Origin of the sequence: Sphingobium cyanobacteriorum (genome assembly GCF_030580935.1) — a bacterium.
Taxonomy (GTDB): domain Bacteria; phylum Pseudomonadota; class Alphaproteobacteria; order Sphingomonadales; family Sphingomonadaceae; genus Sphingobium; species Sphingobium cyanobacteriorum.
Genome location: NZ_JAUQOM010000003.1, coordinates 261352 through 278019, shown reverse-complemented (window position 1 = coordinate 278019; position 16668 = coordinate 261352). Strand labels below are relative to the sequence as shown.

The window sequence follows — 16668 nt, the reverse complement described above, 5'->3', positions numbered from 1 at the left end:
TGACAAGATGCCGCAAGGCTTTGTCAAAGCAGGCTTCAATCCTTGCCTTCGGTGATGCCGAGCAGCTTCAACTTGCGGTGCAGCGCCGATCGCTCCATCCCGATGAAGGTCGCCGTGCGCGAGATATTGCCCGAAAAACGGCGGATCTGGATACGCAGATATTCCCGCTCGAAACTTTCGCGCGCTTCCCGCAACGGGGCGCCCATGATGGCGGACTGGCCCATCCCCTCCCCGCCGCCGCCATTGGTCAGTTCCGATGGCAGCATGTCCAGTTCGATCCGGCCGATCCGGTCGCCCGGCGCCAGGATCATCGTGCGTTCGATGACGTTGCGCAACTGGCGGACATTGCCGGGCCATTCATTGGCCTGAAGCGCTGCCATGGCGTCACTGGCGATTTCCGGCGGCGGCACGCGGCGGTCGGCGGCGAAACGGGCGAGATAATGTTCGACCAGCGGCGGAATATCGTCCCGCCGTTCCGACAGCGGCGGGATGGCAAGCGGCACGACATTGAGCCGGTAGAAGAGGTCTTCGCGGAAGCGGCGCTCCTCGATCTCGTGCGTCAGGTTGCGCGCGGTCGAGGATATGACGCGGACATCGACCTTGACCTGGCGCTGGCCGCCGACGCGGGTGAAGCTCTGGTCGGTCAGGACGCGCAATATCTTGCCCTGCGTCGTGATCGGCATGTCGGCGATTTCATCGATATAGAGGGTGCCGCCATGCGCCTGTTCCAGAAAGCCTGGGCGGACGAGGCCGCTGGGGTCCTCCACCCCGAACAATTCGTCCTCGACCCGGTCCGGGTCCATGCGTGCGGCGGCAACGATGATGAAGGGGGAATCGGCGCGGCCGCTCCAGCTATGGAGCATCCGTGCGGCGACTTCCTTGCCAACGCCCGCCGGCCCTGAAATGAGGACGCGGCTGCCGGTGCCGGCAACCTTCTTGATCGTGGCGCGCACGCCGTTGATCGAGGCGGAGGTGCCGGTCAGTTCGTCATCCTGGCCAAAACGGGCGCGCAGCACCTGATTTTCGCGCCGCAGCCGCTCCGTTTCGGTCGCACGGGATACGAGGTGGAGCAGGCGGTCCGCCTCGAACGGCTTTTCGATGAAGTCGGCCGCGCCCTTGCGGATCGCGGCGACGGCGGTGTCGATATTGCCATGGCCCGAAATCATCAGCACGGGCACGCTGGGATCGCGCCGCTTGATCTCCTCCAGCAATTCAAGGCCATCCATGCGCGAGCCTTGCAGCCACACGTCCAGCAGCACCAGCGAGGGGCGCCGCGCATCCAGCGCGTCGATCGCGCTGTCGCTGTTCGCGGCGGTGCGGGTGGTGAAGCCTTCATCCTCAAGGACACCCGCGACCAGATCGCGAATATCCTCTTCATCGTCGACTATCAGAATATCAAGCGCCATTGGCCGTCACTTTTCCCGTCAATTTGCCCTGGGGCATGGCGATGACCTGCCCCTCTTCCAACTTGTCCAGCGCCCCTGCGGCGAACCGCAGGGTCACGCGCGCGCCGCCCCCTTCCGCATCGTCGAAGCGGATTTCTCCCAGATGCTCCTCGACAATCTTCTTGACGATGGCCAGCCCCAGACCCGTCCCCTTGGTCCGCGTCGTCATATAGGGTTCCAGTATCCGGTCGCGCTCAGGCGGCAGGCCGATACCGTCATCGCGCACCGTGATGATGACATCGCCCCCTTCCTGCGCCAGCGCCATGCGGACATGGCCGTGCGGGTTTCCATCGTCGGATATGGGTTTTTGTTCAATGGATTCCACCGCATTTTTGACAATGTTCGTCAATGCCTGCCCCAATTGCCGCCGGTCACACACCAGGTCCAGGTCGGGCGTGTCGGCCTGATATTCGAAGCGGATATCGGGATGGGCGACTTCGTGCAGGAACAGGGCATGGCGGGCAATGTCGCCAATCGCCTCACGCCGGAACACCGGCTTTGGCATACGCGCGAAGGAGGAAAATTCGTCGACGATGCGGCGCAGGTCGCCGACCTGACGCACGATCGTGCCGGTCAGGCGGGTGAAGGTCGCCTTGTCGCTCGTCACTTCCCCGGCATAGCGGCGCTGGAGCCGTTCGGCGGCAAGCTGGATCGGGGTCAGCGGGTTCTTGATCTCATGCGCGATGCGGCGCGCGACATCGGACCAGGCGGCGCGGCGCTGATCGGACAATTGCTGCGTGATATCGTCAAAGGTCAAGATGTGGCGCGATGCGTCCTGCGCGACCTTGACCGCCAGGGTGCGCAGGTCGCCATGGGCGCGCACCTGAACGATGCCGGCATCCTCCTGCGACAGGAGAAGTTCGGCGAGTTCGGGCGATATGTCGGCCAGCGGGCGGCCCACGGGGTCGTCCCCCTCCTCCACCAGGATCGCGGCGGCCGATCGATTGAGCAGCAGGATCACGCCCTGAAGATCGACCGACAGCACGCCCGCGCTGACGCCGGACAGGATCGCCTCGATAAAGGCGCGCCGTTCGTCAAGCTGGCTGTTGGCGGCGACCAGCGCGCCGGTCTGCGCCTCCAGCCGCTGTGTCATGCGGTTGAAGGCGGAAGCGAGCGTGCCGATCTCGTCGCGGCTCTGGGGGCTGCTGACGCGCGCGGACAGGTCGCCCGCCGTGATCCGCCGCGCCGCCGTGACCAGTTCATTGACCGGGCGGACCATCCAGTCGGCGACCGCCAGCGCGATATAGACGGCAATGCCCACCAGCAGCAGCGACCCCACGAACAGCGCAATGTTGAAACGCAGTTGCAGTGCGCGCGACTGGGCCGCGAACTGGTCATAGTCGGCGATCACCTTCTGCGCGCGCTCGACATTGGAGAAAGACCAGCTTTCCGCGTTGCGGGTGGCGAAGAGATAGATTTTCGAGCCGGGATAGAGCAAGGTCACCGCCTCGATCTGCTTGGGCCGGGCCTGGACCACGACATTTTCGCCAGCCGCCAGCCGCTTTACCACATCGGCGGTGAGCATTTCGGACGAGGGGCGGTTTTCCGGGTCGACCGTGGCGGCGGTGCGGGCGATGCCATCCTTCCCCACCTCTATGATGGCCGACCGATTGAGCTTTCGCGTCACGACCTGATAGATATAGCCTTCGGCAAAGCGCGGGCTGTTGACCTTCGACTGGTTGAGATAGTCGCGCAGATCGCCCGCCATGGTGACGGTTTCATCGCCCACTTCGCGCAGGTTGGCGTCATAATAGCCGCGCGCCAGATCGCCGGCATTTTGCAGCATCCCGCGCGCGCTGTCCGAAAACCAGAATTGTACGCCATATTGGAACAGGAGCGACGCGAAGATCACCACCAGCAGCATCGGCACGCTGGCCACGATGGAGAAGATCGCGACGAGCCGGACGTGCAACTGGCCATCGCTGCCGATCGCGGACTGGATCGCGCGCCGTTTCGCCACCCGCCGCCCCAGCAGCACCAGCAGCGCGATCGCCGGCACCAGATTGGCGACCAGCAACAGCGCGACGATCGGCGGGGTCAGCAGCGCATAGGAACCGCCATTATCCGACAGGAGCCGATAGGTCAGCCCCGCCATGACCAGGAACAGGGCCAGCGTGACACTTTCGACCAGCGCGGCGAGACGGCCGTGGCGCAGGAAAGGCGGCAAGCGTCTCCGCCATGCCGATGTCCGCCGGGGGAGTGTCGTCGAGCCAGTCATAGTGGCTTTGTTACAACAACCCCGTGCCCGCTCAAACACAGTATTTCACTATCGCCCATGTCGTTGGTCGATCCAGCCGGTCGGTTCGTCCTGATTTGCGACTGATCGGGATCAATCCTGGACCCGCATTTGCAGCGGGTCGAGGCCGTAATCGGTCAGTTTCTTGCGCAGCGTGTTGCGGTTGATGCCCAGCAGGCCGGCGGCGCGAATCTGATTGCCATCGACGCTGGCGAGCACTTCCTGCAATAAAATCGGCTCCACCACGGCGAGCAGGTCGTCATGCAGGCTGCGCTGCGGCTGGCCCAGGCCAATGCCGACCTGACGCCTGGCCCAGTCCCGTACGGCGTGCGCAAGCTGATCGGCGGGGGCGGCATAGTCGGCCGGCATGGCGTCGATCGGCAGCATGTTCCGCAGCATGTCGGCGGTGATGACATTTTCGCGGCTGAGCACCGACAGGCGCTGCATCATATTCTGCAATTCGCGGACATTGCCGGGCCAGTGCCACACCATCAGCAGTTGCGCGGCGTCATCGGCCAGCGTCTTGCGCGGCAGCCCTTCCTGCGCGGCGCGCTCCAGGAAGTGACGGGCGAGCAGGATCACATCCTCGCGCCGTTCGCGCAGGGCGGGCAGCGCGATCGGCACGACGTTGAGGCGGTAGTAAAGATCCTGGCGGAAGCGGCCATCGTCGATCAGCAGGGGCAGATCCTTGTTGGTCGCCGCGATGATGCGGACATTGACCCGCACCGGCTTCGACCCGCCCACCGTGGTGACTTCACCCGATTGCAGCACCCGCAGCAGCCGGGTCTGCGCCTCCATCGGCATGTCGCCGATTTCATCGAGGAACAGCGTGCCGCCCTGCGCCTGTTCGAACTTGCCGGCGGTGCGGGCATGGGCGCCGGTGAAGGCGCCCTTTTCATAGCCGAACAGTTCCGCCTCGATCAGTTCGCGCGGGATGGCGGCCATGTTGATCGCGACGAAGGGCTTGGTGCGGCGCTGGCCCAGGCTGTGGATCGCTTCGGCCACCAGTTCCTTGCCGGTGCCCGATTCGCCCAGCACCAGGATCGACAGGTCGTTGGACAGGACGCGGGCGATGGTGCGATAGACTTCCTGCATCGCCGGCGACCGGCCGACCAGCGGCAGGCCGTCATGCGGCAGGCCGACATCGCCCTCCGGCTCCTCCGCGCTTTGCCGGGTGCCCAGCGCATCGGCGACGGCGCGGGTCAGTTCGTTGAGGTCGAAGGGCTTGGGCAGATATTCGAACGCGCCCTTTTCGGTCGCGCGGATCGCCGTGTTGAGCGTATTCTGCGCCGATAGGACGATGACATTGAGGCCGGGCTGGGCCGCAAGGATATCCGCCACGCCATCCAGCCCGTCACCATCGGGCAGCATCACGTCGGTGATCAGCACATCGGGCGTGAAACTTTCCATCAATGCGCCGCGCTCGCGGATGGAGGCGGCGGTCTTGACCCTGTGCCCCTGCCGCCGCAGCGCTTCCCCCACCACCACGCAGATGGCGGGATCGTCGTCCACGACCAGGATCGCGCCGGTCGCCGGCATCACGCCATGCCCATCGGCAGGAGGATGCGGAAGGTGGATTCGCCCGCCTCCACATCCCGCGAATATTGGACGAAGCCGCTCATGTCGCGGACCAGCTTGTCCACCAGGGCAAGGCCCAGCCCCTGCCCGTCACGCTTGCCGGTGATGAAGGGGTTGAAGAGATGGTCGAGAATATGTTCGGGCACGCCAGGTCCATTGTCGATGACGAGGATTTCGATCGGCAGCACCGCGCTGCCCTTGCCGTCGCCGACCACCACCGACACGCCATGACGGAAAGCGGTTTCGACGCGGATGCGAGGCTTTTGGACATGCTCCAGCGCCTCGGCGGCGTTTTTGAGCAGGTTGATCATCACCTGCACCAGCGCATCTTCATTGATGTTGGCGAATGGCAAGGACGGATCATAATGCTTTATGATTTTTATATGTTTTGCAAAACCGGCGGCGGCGATCCCGGCCGCCCGGTCGATCAGCGGATAGATGTTGCCGGGCCGGCATTCCAAGGTCCGGTCGGTGGTGAAATCCTGCATCCGGTCGATCAGCGCGGCGATCCGGTCGACCTCGTTGCAGATGAGCTGGGTCAGCGCCGCATCGCGACCGCCCTGGCTGGATTCCAGAAGTTGCGCCGCACCACGAATGCCCGACAGCGGATTTTTGATCTCATGCGCCAGGATCGCCGCAGCCCCCATGGCCGATCGCGCGCCGCCCGCCGACCCGCGATGGCCGATCTTGCGCGCCTGGCTCTGCGCATGGAGCGACACGACGCGCCAGCCATCATGATCCACGATCGGCGCGATCATCAGGTCGACCTCCATTTCGGCGGTGCGGCCGGCATGAACCTTGATATCATAGGCCGCGATCGGCTTGTTGCTGTGCCAGATGTCAAAGCGCGCGCCCGCTTCGGCGATGCGGATGGTGCGGGCAACGTCGCTGCCGACGATGGCCGACCGGGCCATGTTCAGCAGGGTTTCGGCGCGGACATTGGCTTCGGCGATACTGTTGTCGGGCTTCACGATCAGGGTCGCCACCGGCAATGCGGTCATCTGTTCGGCCAGCGACGGTCCATCCTGCTGCATCCGTAACGGGGGAACGGACGTGAGCGGGCCGCTCATGCCGCCCGGCGCAGTTCCGCCGGGTGCAGGCCGGTGGCGATCAGCGGCTCATAGAAGCGGGCGAGCATGTCGAGCACGGTCCTGGCGTCGGGTTCCTGGTTGACGCTGTGGCGGAATTCGGCCGATCCGGGCAGCCCCTTGGTGTACCAGCCGATATGCTTGCGGGCCATATTGACGCCGGTATAGCTGTCATAATGATCCAGCATCGCATGATAATGCTCTATGATCGCGGCATATTGTTCCGCCAAGGTCGGATCGGGCAGGCGTGTGCCGTCGGTCAGCCAGGCCATGACCTGGCTGATGAGCCAGGGCCGGCCATAAGCGCCACGACCGATCATCACCCCGTCCGCGCCGCTCTGTTCCAGCGCGGTGTCGGCATCCTCGATCGAGCAGATGTCGCCATTGACGATGACCGGCAGCTTCACCGCCTCCTTGACCGAACGGACGAAGGCCCAGTCGGCGGACCCCTTGTACATCTGGCATCGGGTGCGGCCGTGGACGGTGATGAGCTTGGCGCCCAGATCCTCGGCGATATGGGCGAGTTCGGGGGCGTTGAGGCTGGCATGGTCCCAGCCCATCCGCATCTTGACGGTGACAGGCACGTCCACCGCCTCGACGGTCGCCTTGATCAGCGACGCGGCGAGCGGCAGGTCGCGCATCAGTGCGCTGCCCGCGTCGCCATTGACCACCTTCTTGACCGGGCAGCCCATGTTGATGTCGATGATCGCCGCGCCGCGATCCGCATTGAGCTTGGCCGCTTCGGCCATTTCGGTGGGCGAGCAGCCGGCAAGCTGCATCGACACCGGCTCTTCCAGCGGATGCCAGGCGGCCTTTTGCAGCGACTGGCGGGTTTCGCGGATCATCGCCGCCGACGCGATCATCTCCGTCACGTTGAGGCCGCAGCCATAACGGCGCACGAGCGTACGGAAGGGCATGTCGGTCACGCCCGTCATGGGCGCAAGGACGACCGGCATGGCGATGGTGATCGGGCCGATGGCGATGGGAGCAAGGGTGCGCATGGTCTGGATATGGAACTGCCTAAAAAACAGGCAGCCCTTAACCGAAATCGGAAGGGACGGCAAGGCGGTCCCCCTTTCGGTCCGTCGCGCGAACGGCTATGCGCCGCGCCATGACATTGCACCGCAGGATCGTCGCGCTGATCGTCGCCGCTGGCCAGGGGAGCCGGGCGGGTGGCGACACGCCCAAGCAGTTCAGGATGATCGCCGGCCAGGCAGTGCTGGCGCATGCCCATGATGCATTGGCCGCGCACGGAGCGATAGGCGCGATCCATGTCGTACTGGGCGACGGCCAGGCGGAAGTAGCGCGGGCCTTGCTGGGCGATCGGGCGGCGTCCTTCGTGACCGGGGCGGACAGCCGGCGCGGGTCGGTGCGCGCCGGGCTGGAGGCGATTGCGGCGGCGGGCGGCGCCGATGTCGTGCTGATCCATGATGCGGCGCGGCCGTTTTTGCCCGGTGCGGTGATCGACCGATTGCTGGCCGCGCTGGACGGGGCGGAGGGCGCCATCCCCACCCTGCCCGTCGCCGATACGCTGGTGCGGGGCGTGGCTGATGTGATGGGTGCCGGCGTGGACCGGGACGGGCTGTACCGGGTGCAGACGCCGCAGGCATTCCGCTTCGACACGGTCCTGGCGGCGCATCGCGGCTGGGACGCCACGCGCGAGGCGACCGACGACGCGCAGATCCTGCGGGCCTGGGGCCATGACGTCATGTTGGTGCAAGGCGATGAAAGGCTTGAGAAATTGACCTATCCACAGGACTTTGCCCGTGCAGAGGCGCAACGGGCGACGCCGCGCTCCACCCGCGTCGGCATGGGCTATGACGTGCATCGGCTCGCGCCCGACGAAGCGCTTTGGCTGGGTGGCGTGCTGGTGCCGCATGACCGGGGCCTTGCCGGGCATAGCGATGCGGACGTGGCGCTGCATGCCATTGTCGACGCGATCCTGGGCGCGTTGGCGGAGGGCGACATTGGCAGCCATTTTCCACCGTCCGACCCGCAATGGCGCGGCGCATCGTCCGACCGCTTCCTTGCCTATGCGCGCGACCGGGTGACGGCGCGGGACGGTGTGATCGAGCATGTCGACCTGACCATCATCTGCGAAGCGCCCAAGATCGGCCCGCATCGCGACGCGATGCGCGCGCGCATCGCCCAGATATTGGCGTTGCCCATCGACCGGGTGAGCGTGAAGGCGACGACGACCGAGCGGCTGGGCTTTGCGGGGCGGCGCGAAGGGATTGCCGCACAATCGGTTGCCACCCTCACCCTCCCCGCGCTATCCTGACCCCATGCCCGATACAGTCCTCCCGGCCGAACTGGTCGAACTCGCCGAAAAGGTCATCATCGCCAACCGCCGGGCCGGACGCACGGTGGCGGTGGCGGAAAGCTGCACCGGGGGGCTGGTGTCGGCGGCGCTGACGGAAATCGTTGGCTCTTCCGAAGTGTTCGAGGCAGGTTTCATCACCTATTCCAACGACATGAAGGCGGAACTTCTGAAGGTTTCGCATGATGTGCTGGACACGTTCGGGGCGGTATCGATCGCCACTGCCTGGGCGATGGCGCAGGGCGCGCTTAAGAAGAGCCATGCCCATATCGCCGTCGCCATCACCGGCATTGCAGGGCCGGGCGGCGGCAGCGAGCAGAAGCCGGTCGGCACCGTCGTCTTTGCCCGCGCCGAACGGGGCGCCGCACCCGACAAGGTCGTCGCCGACATGCGCCATTTCGAGGATAATGGCCGGGGCGGCGTGCGGCTTCAGGCGGCGCTGTGCGCGCTGGAACTGCTGTTGCCGGATTCGCCTGCGTAAAGGTCCGCCGCGCGGGTTTCGAACGCGCCGATCATCTTGCGCAGCGCCTTGTCGAAAAACTGGCCGGCCAGCATTTCGAAGAGGCGATTCTTGAATTCGAACTCCACCTCGAAATCGACCAGCACGCCCCCCTGCCCGTCATCCCGGAAACGCCATTCATTGTGCAGATGCTTGAGCGGACCATCGAGATAGTCGACCCGCACATGATCGGGCCGATGCTTGTGCACGCGCGAGGTGAAGCTTTCCTTCACGCCCTTGAAGCCGACGATCATGTCGGCGACCATTTCCGTCTCGCTGTCGGCGCGCACCCGGATCGCGCTGACCCAGGGCAGGAATTGCGGATAGGATGCAACGTCCGACACCAGATCGAACATCTGCCGGGGGGTGTAGGGAAGCTGGCGCGTTTCTTCATGCCTGGGCATCGTGCGATCAGGCCTTTGCCGCCGCCCTGGCGAGCTTTGCCTCGCGCGCGGCCTTCATTTCCGCGAAATCCTTGCCGGCATGATAGCTCGACCGGGTCAGCGGGCTGGACGCGACTTGCAGGAAGCCCTTGGCCCGCGCGATGCCGGCATAGGCGGTGAAGGCGGCCGGGGTCACGAACTCGATCACCTTGGCATGTTTGGGCGTGGGCTGGAGATATTGGCCCATGGTCAGGAAATCGATGTCGGCCGATCGCATGTCGTCCATCACCTGATGCACTTCCAGCCGTTCTTCGCCCAGGCCCAGCATGATGCCCGACTTGGTGAAGATCGACGGATCGAGCCGCTTGACCGATTCGAGCAGCCGCAGCGAGGCATAATAGCGCGCGCCGGGGCGAATGGTCGGGTAAAGGCGCGGCACTGTTTCCAGATTATGATTATAAACGTCCGGCCGGGCGGCGACGATCATCTCGACGGCGCGCTCATGCTTGTTGCGGAAGTCGGGCGTCAGGATTTCGATCGTCGTGGCCGGAGTCGTGCGACGCAGCGCCTCGATCACCTTGACGAATTGTGACGCGCCGCCATCGGGCAGGTCGTCGCGGTCGACCGAGGTGATGACGATATGCTCCAAGCCCATTTGCGCGCAGGCATCCGCCAGATTCTGCGGTTCGTTGACATCGACCTTGCGCGGCATCCCGGTCTTGACGTTGCAGAAGGCGCAGGCGCGGGTGCACACATCGCCCAGGATCATGACGGTCGCATGCTTCTTGGTCCAGCACTCCCCGATATTGGGGCAGGCCGCTTCCTCGCACACCGTATTCAGCCCCTTGTCGCGCATCAGCTTGCGCGTTTCATGATAGGCGGGGCTGGTCGGCGCCTTGACGCGAATCCAGTCGGGCTTGCGGGCGCGCTCAGGCTTGACGGGCACGGGGATCGGGCTGATGTCGTTCATGCGCCCCAGATAGCGATGCAGAGCCGCTCTTGCCAGCCCCCTCTTTGTACGGCACATCGCAGCCCATGACCGATTTTTCCGACATGCTCCAGGGCTATCACCGTTTCCGGGCAACCGGCTGGAACCAGCAGCGCGCACGCTGGGACGAACTGAACGAAGGGCAAAGCCCGCGGGTGATGGTGATCGCTTGTTCCGACAGCCGGGTCGACCCGGCACAGATTTTCGACACCGGCCCCGGCCAGATTTTCGTCGTGCGCAATGTCGCCGCGCTGGTCCCGCCGTTCGAAACCGCGCCGGGCCATCATGGCGTGTCGGCGGCGCTGGAATTTGCCGTGCAGGTGCTGAAAGTGGGCGAGATCGTCGTCATGGGCCATGGCAAATGCGGGGGTTGCAAGGCGGCGCTCAGTCAGGATCTGAAGGACGCGCCGCCCGGCGAAGGCGGCTTCATCCATAACTGGATCGAATTGCTGGACGATGCGCGCGACGTGGTGGTGGGCCGATATGGCGAACAGCGCGACCGTACCGTCGAACGCGCGATGGAGCAGGAGGCGGTCAAGGTCAGCCTTGCCAACCTGCGCACCTTCCCCTGCGTCCGGTCCAAGGAGCGCAAGGGCGAGTTGAAGCTGATCGGCAGCTTCTTCGCCATCACCGATGGCGTGCTGAACATATTGGACGAGGAAAGCGGCGCCTTCTCGCCCGCATAAGCATGAAGGGGCCTTTCGCATGGCGACACGACAGGAAGGCCGGGGCAATATCGCCCTGCTGATTGATGCGGACAATGCATCGGCGGCGCATTTCGATTCGGTGATGAATGTCCTGGCCGAACTGGGCACGGTGAATATCCGCCGCGCCTATGGCAACTGGAGCAAGGCGACGCTCAAGACCTGGGCGGCGCTGTCGATCGCGCAGGCGATCGAGCCGCAGCAGCAGTTCGACCTGACCAAGGGCAAGAACGCCACCGACATGAAGATGACGATCGACGCGATGGACCTGCTGGCCAGCGGGCGCGTCGATGGCTTTGGCCTGATGTCGAGCGACAGCGACTTCACCCCGCTGGTCACGCGGCTGCGGCAGGATGGCATCCCGGTCTATGGTTTCGGCCTCGCCGGCACGCCGGAGGGCTTCCGCCGCGCCTGCACCCGTTTCATCGACGTGGCGGCGTTGAAAGCGGCCGAAGTGCCGATCGTGAAGGTCGTGGCGAAGAAGGCGGCGCCTGCCGCGGCATCGCCGGCGAAAGCGACGCAGCCCGCGCAGGCGGCTGCCGCGCCGGCCGCCGCGTCCCCCGCCCCCATGGCGCCGCCGCCACGCAAGGCGGTGGACGCCGAAGTCGTGCGCCTGCTGATCGACGCCTATGACGAGGCGAAGCGGGACGAGCGTGGCTTCGTGGCGCTGGGGCCGGTCGGCCAGCGGGTGGGCAACCGCTCCAGCTTCGACGTGCGCAACTATGGCTATAAGCGCCTGTCCGACCTGGTCGCCGCCATCCCCAATTTCATCACCGAAGTGCGCGAAGGCGGCCAGACCTGGATCAAGCGGATCAAGTGATCCCACAGGTCGCGCGGCACCGGCCCATGCATGGCCGGACACTGGCTGGCGCAACAAAAAAAGGGCCGGTCCATGAAGGACCAGCCCGTAAAGTTTTAGGAGAGGATGCCTGAAAGGCCCGCTCCTTCTGTTATGTTAGCGCAAACATCTCAAGTGCGAAGGCCAGCAGTGCAGTTGCAAATATTGCAACTGCACTGCTGGCGCTTGCGCCCGTTGCCCAGTCAGCGGGTCAATTTCTTGTAGGCCAGCGCCGTCGGACGGTCGGCCGCATCGCCCAGGCGGCGGCGCTTGTCCTCTTCATAGGCTTCGAAATTGCCTTCGAACCATTCGACATGGCTGTTGCCTTCGAACGCCAGGATATGGGTGGCCAGGCGATCGAGGAAGAAGCGGTCATGGCTGATGACCACGGCGCAACCGGCGAAATTTTCGATCGCTTCTTCCAGCGCGCCCAGCGTTTCGACATCGAGATCGTTGGTCGGTTCGTCGAGCAGCAGGACGTTGCCGCCTTTTTTCAGCATCTTGGCGATGTGAACGCGGTTGCGTTCACCACCAGACAGCTTGCCGACATTCTTCTGCTGGTCCTGCCCCTTGAAGTTGAAGGCGCCGACATAGGCCCGCGTCGACATGTCGTGGCCGTTGACCTTCACATAATCGAGGCCATCGGACACTTCTTCCCAGACATTCTTGCTGTCGTCCAGATGGTCGCGGCTCTGGTCGACAAAGCCCAGGCGGACGGTCGTGCCGATGTCGATCTCGCCCGAATCGGGCTTTTCCTGGCCGGTGATCAGCTTGAACAGGGTCGATTTACCCGCGCCGTTCGGCCCGATCACGCCGACGATGCCACCGGGCGGCAGCAGGAAGGACAGATCCTCGAACAGCAGCTTGTCGCCGAACGACTTGGTGATGTTCTTGAATTCGATCACCTTGCCGCCCAGGCGTTCAGGCACCTGGATGACGATCTGCGCCTTGCCGGGCGAGCGGTTGTTCTGGCCCGCGACCAGTTCCTCGAACTTCTTGATGCGCGCCTTGGACTTGGTCTGGCGGCCCTTCGGTCCCTGCCTGATCCATTCCAGCTCGTCATTGATCGCCTTTTGCCGGCCGGTGGCCTCACGGTCCTCCTGCTCCAGACGCTTGGCCTTCTTCTCCAGATAGGTGGAGTAGTTGCCTTCATAAGGGAAATATTTGCCGCGATCGAGTTCGAGAATCCAGCCCACCACATTGTCGAGGAAGTAGCGGTCATGGGTGATCATCAGCACCGACCCGGCATATTCCTTCAGGTGATTTTCCAGCCAGGTGACGCTTTCGGCGTCGAGATGGTTGGTCGGTTCGTCGAGCAGCAATATGTCCGGCTTCTGGATCAGCAGGCGGGTCAGCGCGATGCGGCGCTTTTCACCGCCCGACAGATTTTCCACCGACCAGTCGGACGGCGGGCAGCGCAGCGCCTCCATCGCGATTTCGAGCTGGTTGTCGAGCGTCCAGCCATCCACGGCGTCGATCTGTTCCTGGAGCGTGCCCATTTCCTCCATCAGCGCGTCGAAATCGACATCTTCGGGCGGGTCGCCCATGATGTTGCTGATCTCGTTGAAGCGATCCATCTTGTCGGCAATGTCGCGGGCGCCGTCCTTCACATTTTCCAGCACGCTCTTGTTGGGATCAAGCTGCGGTTCCTGCGGCAGGTAGCCCACGGTGATATTCTCGCCCGGCCAGGCTTCACCGGAAAAATCGGTGTCGATGCCGGCCATGATCTTGATCAGCGTGGATTTGCCAGCGCCGTTCGGGCCGACGATGCCGATCTTGGACCCACGGTAGAATTGCAGGTTGATGTTGTTCAGCACCGGCTTGGCCGCGCCGGGGAAGGTCTTGGTCATGCTCTTCATGACATAGGCATATTGCGAGGAGGCGGACATGTTCGGGCAGCTCCAACGATGGGATTGAGAGGATTTGGCGCGGAGTTAGCGGAGGCGGGACGCATTGGCAAATGGGTGATGGCCCGCTACGCTTCGATCCATGCAGAAAATCCGATCGGGCACGCTGGCCGCCCTCCTCCTTGGCAGCATCTTCACCCCCGCCCCTTCCCATGCCGCCCCGGCGGACAGCGCCGCGATACGCGACGCGGCGCTCAAGGATGATGTGGCCTTCGCCTTCACCGAAGGGCTGACCACCGAAGTCGGTCCCCGCCCCGCCGGCACGCCACAGGAAGCGCGCGCCCGCGACTGGGCCGTGGCAAAGCTCAAGGCGCTGGGGTTCAGCAATGTGCGGGCCGAACCCTATACGATGCCGGTATGGGTCCGCGGCAAGGATGAAGCGCGGATCATCAGCCCCTTCCCGCAAAATCTGGTGCTGGCGGCGCTGGGCAACAGCGGGTCGACCAGCGACAAGGGCATTGAGGGCGACATCGTCTATTTCCCCGGCATCGCCGACCTGGAAGCGGCGCCCGAAGCAAGCATCAAGGGGCGGATCGTCTTTGTCGACCATGGCATGACGGCGACGCAGGACGGCTCCTCCTACGGCTATTATGGCGCGGCGCGGCGGCAGGGGCCGAGCATCGCGGCGAAGAAGGGCGCGATCGCCATCCTGATCCGGTCGATCGGCACCGATCATCATCGCCTGCCCCATACCGGCGTGCAGATGTGGGCGGACGGCGTGACGCCGATCCCGGCCGCCGCGCTCAGCGTGCCGGACGCAGAGCAGCTTGTGCGCGTGGTGAAACGCGGCCAGCCGGTGAAACTGCACCTCATGTTGACATCGAAGATGCTGAAGGATCAGCCATCCGGCAATGTCATCGCCGAAATCCCCGGCAGCGATCCGGCGGCGGGCGTCGTGATTGCCGCCTGCCACCTCGACAGTTGGGACCAGGGCACCGGCGCCATCGACGACGCGACGGGATGCGGCATTGCTGCGGCGTCCGCGTTGCAGGTCGCAAAGGCGGGCCGGCCCCGGCGCACCATCCGGGTGCTGATGGCGGGCGCGGAGGAAGTCGGCGGCGACGGTGCGCGCGCCTATGACAAGGCGCATGGGACGGAAAAGCATGCACTGGCGATCGAATCGGATTTCGGGGCGGATCGTATCTGGCGCGTCGACTTCAAACTGCCGCCGGGGCATGAGGCGCTGGCCGCGCGCATCGCCAGGGAGCTTGCCCCGCTGGGCGTGGCCGCGAGCAGACAGGAAGCCGGCGGCGGCGCGGATATCGCCCCGCTGGTGAAGGCCGGGGTGCCGGTGATCGACCTGCAACAGGATGGCACACGCTATTTCGACCTGCACCACACGCCCGACGATACGCTGGACAAGGTTGATCCGGCCCAGTTGCGCCAGAATGTCGCGGCATGGGCGGTGACGCTGAACCTCGTCGCCAACGCCCCAGAAACATTCGGCATTAACTGAACTTTTATAGTAGAGAACATCCTGTCGCGTGATTCCTTCGTTTCACCGGCGCAGAAAAGCATTGATTTGTGCATCGCACACGTTAATGCGGGTCGCTCGCGTAGGGTCACATGTAAAGTGCCTGACGCGGCATAATGCTATGGGAGCCGTACACAATGAAGAAGATCGCAGTTGTTTTCGCTTCGGCCAGCCTGATGGCCCTCGCCGCTTGCGGTGAGAAGCCGGCCAACGAGACCGCGAACGCTTCGAACGCTGTCGTCGAGAACGTTGTCGAAAACGCCGTCAACGCTGCTGACAACGCCGCGAACGCCGCCAACGAAGCTGCTAACGCCGCCAACGTTGCCGGGAACGCCGCGAACGCGATGTAATATTCGCATTAGCGAGATATTCGAAGGGCGGGCCGCTCCCTGCGGCCCGCCCTTTTCGTATGTGGATGCCCGGAACGGATGCGCCGAACCCATGCGCCGAACCAGGCAATGGCACCGATTTCCCGCTCGTCCGTCCCGAAGAGTAGCGGACGAAAAGGGCATGTCATCCCGTCAGTCGGGCCGGGCCAATGGTATCATCCTGCCGAAGTGGCTTTTCTTTCGCCAACCGGCCGATCGCGATTGACGCCGCTCGCTTTTCCCCGCTAAGGCGACCCCTCGTCGGGGAGTAGCGCAGTCTGGTAGCGCGCCTGCTTTGGGAGCAGGATGTCGCAGGTTCGAATCCTGTCTCCCCGACCATCCGATATTTTCCGGCCCGACATTTTCCGGCCCGATATTTTCCGGCTTGTCCTGCCCGCGCATGCCCGCCCCTGCGATGCGCGCCGGCATGCGCGGCCTGTCGTCGACCGTGCGGGCGGCCGGCCTGATACCGCTGGCACAGGCCGGCCGTTCATCAGCTCACAGGACGCTTTCGATCCAGCCCTTGAGCGCGCTCTTGGGTGCGGCGCCGACCTTGGTGGCGGCCGCTTCGCCATTTTTGAACAGGATCATCGTCGGGATGCCGCGCACGCCATATTGGCCCGGCGCGTCGGGATTTTCGTCGATATTGACCTTGGCGATGACCAGCCGGTCGGCCAGTTCCTCGGAGATTTCCTCCAGGGCGGGGCCGATCATCTTGCACGGGCCGCACCATTCGGCCCAGAAATCGACAAGCACGGGCTTGTCGGAATCGATCACGTCAGCCTTGAAGCTGACATCGGTAACTGCCTTGGTGGCCATGCGTATCTCCTTTGGTTGGGA

General features: G+C 64.3%; 15 protein-coding genes and 1 tRNA gene. 7 read left to right on the top strand and 9 right to left on the bottom strand.

Annotated features, from left to right (window positions below; translation table 11 throughout):
* Positions 1-35: 35 nt before the first annotated feature.
* The 5 genes from ntrX to dusB all read right to left on the bottom strand — a co-directional run bounded on the left by ntrX (position 36) and on the right by dusB (position 7348).
* Complete coding sequence (ntrX, locus tag Q4610_RS09735; RefSeq protein WP_304535750.1) at positions 36-1406, bottom strand: nitrogen assimilation response regulator NtrX; 1371 nt, start codon at positions 1404-1406, stop codon at positions 36-38.
* The gene (locus tag Q4610_RS09730) at positions 1396-3663 is read right to left on the bottom strand and encodes a sensor histidine kinase (RefSeq protein ID WP_304535749.1); all 2268 of its coding nucleotides are present in this window, start codon (positions 3661-3663) and stop codon (positions 1396-1398) included. The genes ntrX and Q4610_RS09730 overlap by 11 nt, the downstream gene beginning before the upstream one ends.
* Positions 3664-3774: 111 nt before the next feature.
* Entirely contained in the window at positions 3775-5220 is a 1446-nt protein-coding gene (gene ntrC, locus Q4610_RS09725; RefSeq protein ID WP_304535867.1) for a nitrogen regulation protein NR(I), read from the bottom strand.
* Positions 5220-6329, bottom strand: a complete 1110-nt coding sequence (locus tag Q4610_RS09720; protein WP_304535748.1) for a two-component system sensor histidine kinase NtrB — start codon at positions 6327-6329, stop codon at positions 5220-5222. The genes ntrC and Q4610_RS09720 overlap by 1 nt, the downstream gene beginning before the upstream one ends.
* A complete protein-coding gene (dusB, locus tag Q4610_RS09715; protein ID WP_304535747.1) occupies positions 6326-7348 on the bottom strand; it encodes a tRNA dihydrouridine synthase DusB in 1023 nt (340 codons plus the stop codon). Before dusB ends, Q4610_RS09720 begins: the two co-directional genes overlap by 4 nt.
* Positions 7349-7446: 98 nt before the next feature.
* On the opposite strand from dusB, the gene Q4610_RS09710 reads away from it, so the two are divergent.
* Positions 7447-8628, top strand: coding sequence for a bifunctional 2-C-methyl-D-erythritol 4-phosphate cytidylyltransferase/2-C-methyl-D-erythritol 2,4-cyclodiphosphate synthase (locus Q4610_RS09710; RefSeq protein WP_304535746.1), 1182 nt, complete (start codon positions 7447-7449; stop codon positions 8626-8628).
* Positions 8629-8632: 4 nt separating this feature from the next.
* On the top strand, positions 8633-9148 hold the full coding sequence (locus Q4610_RS09705; RefSeq protein WP_304535745.1) for a CinA family protein: 516 nt from the start codon (positions 8633-8635) through the stop codon (positions 9146-9148).
* Here Q4610_RS09705 and Q4610_RS09700 read toward each other — a convergent pair.
* Both Q4610_RS09700 and lipA read right to left on the bottom strand, forming a co-directional pair.
* Positions 9097-9570, bottom strand: coding sequence for a type II toxin-antitoxin system RatA family toxin (locus Q4610_RS09700; RefSeq protein WP_304535744.1), 474 nt, complete (start codon positions 9568-9570; stop codon positions 9097-9099). The two genes, Q4610_RS09705 and Q4610_RS09700, sit on opposite strands and share 52 nt — an antisense overlap.
* Before the next feature lie 7 nt (positions 9571-9577).
* Positions 9578-10576: a lipoyl synthase gene (lipA, locus tag Q4610_RS09695; RefSeq protein ID WP_304535743.1), complete on the bottom strand. Its 999-nt coding sequence runs from the start codon at positions 10574-10576 to the stop codon at positions 9578-9580.
* Positions 10577-10584: 8 nt separating this feature from the next.
* Here lipA and Q4610_RS09690 point away from each other — a divergent pair, with 8 nt between their 5' ends.
* Both Q4610_RS09690 and Q4610_RS09685 read left to right on the top strand, forming a co-directional pair.
* The gene (locus Q4610_RS09690) at positions 10585-11223 is read left to right on the top strand and encodes a carbonic anhydrase (RefSeq protein ID WP_304535742.1); all 639 of its coding nucleotides are present in this window, start codon (positions 10585-10587) and stop codon (positions 11221-11223) included.
* A 19-nt stretch (positions 11224-11242) separates the two neighbouring features.
* Positions 11243-12061 (top strand): NYN domain-containing protein, encoded by an 819-nt coding sequence (locus Q4610_RS09685; protein ID WP_304535741.1) that lies wholly within the window; start codon positions 11243-11245, stop codon positions 12059-12061.
* Positions 12062-12282: 221 nt separating this feature from the next.
* Here the strand turns inward: Q4610_RS09685 and ettA are convergent, their stop codons facing one another.
* Positions 12283-13968 (bottom strand): energy-dependent translational throttle protein EttA, encoded by a 1686-nt coding sequence (gene ettA, locus Q4610_RS09680; RefSeq protein ID WP_304535740.1) that lies wholly within the window; start codon positions 13966-13968, stop codon positions 12283-12285.
* A 100-nt stretch (positions 13969-14068) separates the two neighbouring features.
* Between ettA and Q4610_RS09675 the strand changes: the two genes are divergently transcribed.
* The 3 genes from Q4610_RS09675 to Q4610_RS09665 all read left to right on the top strand — a co-directional run bounded on the left by Q4610_RS09675 (position 14069) and on the right by Q4610_RS09665 (position 16167).
* Positions 14069-15442 carry a M20/M25/M40 family metallo-hydrolase gene (locus tag Q4610_RS09675; protein ID WP_304535739.1) on the top strand — a complete coding sequence of 458 codons (1374 nt, stop codon included), beginning with the start codon at positions 14069-14071 and terminating at the stop codon, positions 15440-15442.
* 155 nt (positions 15443-15597) lie between these two features.
* Positions 15598-15810, top strand: coding sequence for a hypothetical protein (locus Q4610_RS09670; RefSeq protein ID WP_304535738.1), 213 nt, complete (start codon positions 15598-15600; stop codon positions 15808-15810).
* Positions 15811-16090: 280 nt separating this feature from the next.
* Positions 16091-16167: transfer RNA gene (locus Q4610_RS09665), tRNA-Pro, on the top strand.
* Between the two features lie 159 nt (positions 16168-16326).
* On the opposite strand, the gene trxA is transcribed toward Q4610_RS09665, so the two are convergent.
* Complete coding sequence (gene trxA / locus Q4610_RS09660) at positions 16327-16647, bottom strand: thioredoxin (RefSeq protein ID WP_304535737.1); 321 nt, start codon at positions 16645-16647, stop codon at positions 16327-16329.
* Positions 16648-16668: the final 21 nt, after the last annotated feature.